The organism is Succinimonas sp., from assembly GCF_045225735.1.
Taxonomy (GTDB): Bacteria; Pseudomonadota; Gammaproteobacteria; order Enterobacterales; family Succinivibrionaceae; genus Succinimonas.
On record NZ_JBGVBR010000227.1, the window covers coordinates 1 to 2484 of the forward strand.

At 49.6% G+C, this 2484-nt stretch carries 2 protein-coding genes and 1 tRNA gene; 2 read left to right on the forward strand and 1 reads right to left on the reverse strand.

Annotated elements, in window-relative coordinates:
- Positions 1-227: 227 nt before the first annotated feature.
- Together csm6 and ACJROR_RS07865 are read left to right on the forward strand one after the other, a co-directional pair.
- On the forward strand, positions 228-1757 hold the full coding sequence (gene csm6, locus ACJROR_RS07860) for a CRISPR-associated ring nuclease Csm6 (protein WP_406546643.1): 1530 nt from the start codon (positions 228-230) through the stop codon (positions 1755-1757).
- Positions 1758-1994: 237 nt separating this feature from the next.
- Positions 1995-2071 (forward strand) — tRNA-Met (locus tag ACJROR_RS07865).
- Between the two features lie 229 nt (positions 2072-2300).
- Here the strand turns inward: ACJROR_RS07865 and ACJROR_RS07870 are convergent.
- A partial coding sequence (locus ACJROR_RS07870; RefSeq protein WP_406546644.1) for a hypothetical protein occupies positions 2301-2484 on the reverse strand: 184 nt, incomplete at its 5' end.

Below are 2484 nucleotides of genomic sequence, written 5' to 3' on the forward strand. Positions count from 1 at the left end.
TCATCATAGCGCTTGGTATCCTGTGCCTTGCGATCAGGTAATGCCATAAGCGCGGGGACAGCGCAATTTTCAGAAACCTGTTCCGGCAAAACAGGAGCGCCGATTAGCGGCAAAAAACGCCAGAGACGCCATGATCCCGAATAGCCAGATCCGGGATCTGAGCCGGACTTCCGGAAATGAAAGATCTGGCATAATTACAATGAAGCAAATCTTAACGGAGAACCATTATGAATCCCGACAAAAAGTACATCCTTCTTGCGGTATCCGGAGAAACACCGCAAATCATTACCGAAACCTTCTTCAAGCTTAAGGAAACCGGATACGACATTCAGGAAATCCACGTCATCACCACCGTCCGCGGCAAAAACAACCTGATGGGGCTTTTGTCAGACAACCCCGACGAAAATGTCTTTTTAAAAATGTGCCGGGAATACGACTGGGAACCTCTGACTGTGAAAGAGCAGAACATTCATGTGTTTTCAGATCAGAAAGGCGGCTTTCTGGAAGACATTCGGACGGACGAGGAAGAGCGGTGCGCGGCGGACTTTATTTTCAAGACCACCCGGGATCTCATGGAGCTCCCCTGCGGCGAGGATGACGGCGAAGGCTATGCCATCGTGGCGTCCATTGCCGGCGGCAGAAAGACCATGAGCTATCTTATGGGTTCCACCATGTCCATTCTGGGCCGCGATGACGATGAGCTTACTCATGTTCTGGTGGATCCTCGTTACGAAAGGCTGGACAGATCCTCTCCCAAATTCTTCTACCCCACCCGGGAATCCCGGCCCCTCCTAAATGCGGATCGGGAAGAAATCGATGCCCGGGATGCCAAAATTGATCTTTCGTTTATCCCCTTCATCAAGCTGGGACACATCCTGAAGGATTCCGAAAAAGGAAAGCAGCTGATAGCAAACAGTGCCGAAACCGCTTATTCCGATGCGGTTTCCGCCATCAATTACGAACTTTCTGTAAACCCCGATGACATCCATCTCTGGGTAGATTACCGGAAGCTTAATCTCAGTGTTCGCAATACCAGAACGGGGGAGCATTTTGATATTCAGCTTGATGCTCTGGAAATAGCGTTCTACAGAATGCTGCTGGAAAATCTGAAAAACCCCGGCAGCGTGACAAAGCCTTCCCAAAAAAACTCGATTCAGGAGCTGTTCCGCTACTGGCTCAGGCTGTACTCCTTCACGCCCCTGCCACGGGAGGCAGAAATCACCAGAAAGCTGGTTTCAGACATCAACGATATTATCTCCAAAATCCGCGCAAGAAAATGCCTGGCCGAGAGCGAAGATGGCATAAGAGACCCGCAAACCGCCTTCTTTGACGTTTATGAAACCGTAATAGAAATCTGGAAGAACTATGCCTCTGACCGGGACGAGCGCGGCATCAACACCTGCGGCATGGGCCAGGAATGCAATCTTAACGCCGATTCAAACAACGGAAAAACTCCCAAGAAGGATAATCTGCTAAGCTACATCGGCAATGAGACTGCTTTTAAAAAAGCGCACATCCGTAACTGGAAAACAATCCAGGACGACAAAGTAAACAGCAAGATAAAACAGTCCGGCTGTCCGGATGCCATTCAGGAGCTCCTCAAGATTAAATGCCGCACGATCCCCGGCACAGACATAAAGACCTTCTCCATAGCTCTGAAATGCGACCAGGTGGCCATGCCGGGCTATGATCCTCTGCCGTTTGCCGAGCTTGACGTGCCGGATGAGCTGCTGAAGCTGCGACATATTCTCAAATAACACTATCCCGGAAACCGGAGGCCGGTTGGACCGAAACCGGAATATGCTGTCAGGATGGCATTTCACCATGAAATGCCGTCTCCTGATAATCGAGCGCTTTTCTGGGCAGGCAGTTTTCCGGTGGGGCAGGGTCAGGAAGGAGATCAGGGGAAACGCTTTCAAAAACAGCAGCAGCAACTTTTTGAAAATTTTTCTTGCCAAACCCCGAATTCTTGCTACAATAGCCACGTTTTCAGACGCGGGGTGGAGCAGTCTGGTAGCTCGTCGGGCTCATAACCCGAAGGTCGTTGGTTCAAATCCGGCCCCCGCAACCAAGTTTCCTTTCAGAACTTCTTCTGTTTGTTTCCTTGTCTCTTCTCTAGTTCTCTCTTTATTTGTCAGTCATAGCTTTTGTGCTGCTGCAATTCCTCTGAACATGTTCACTGTCGTTTCCATGGCTCTTCTCAATCATCCCGGCATAATATACCAGGTCTGCTGCACGGCCAGACTGACTGTTTTCCAATTCCCAGCGAAAAGGCCCCACCGCCATTTACACACAGAAGTTCAGCAGGCATTGCTGCCTGCCGCTTCAGGAGAAGCATAAAAATGACGAGCATCTGAAAAAAGGATAGCGAGCTGAAGAGCTGAAAGCACAGGAAAAAAAACCGGCACCAAAGGGCACCGGCAAAAGTCTTTCAATATGAAAGAACACGGGATTAACTGATTACGTTCATTTGACAGCAATTTG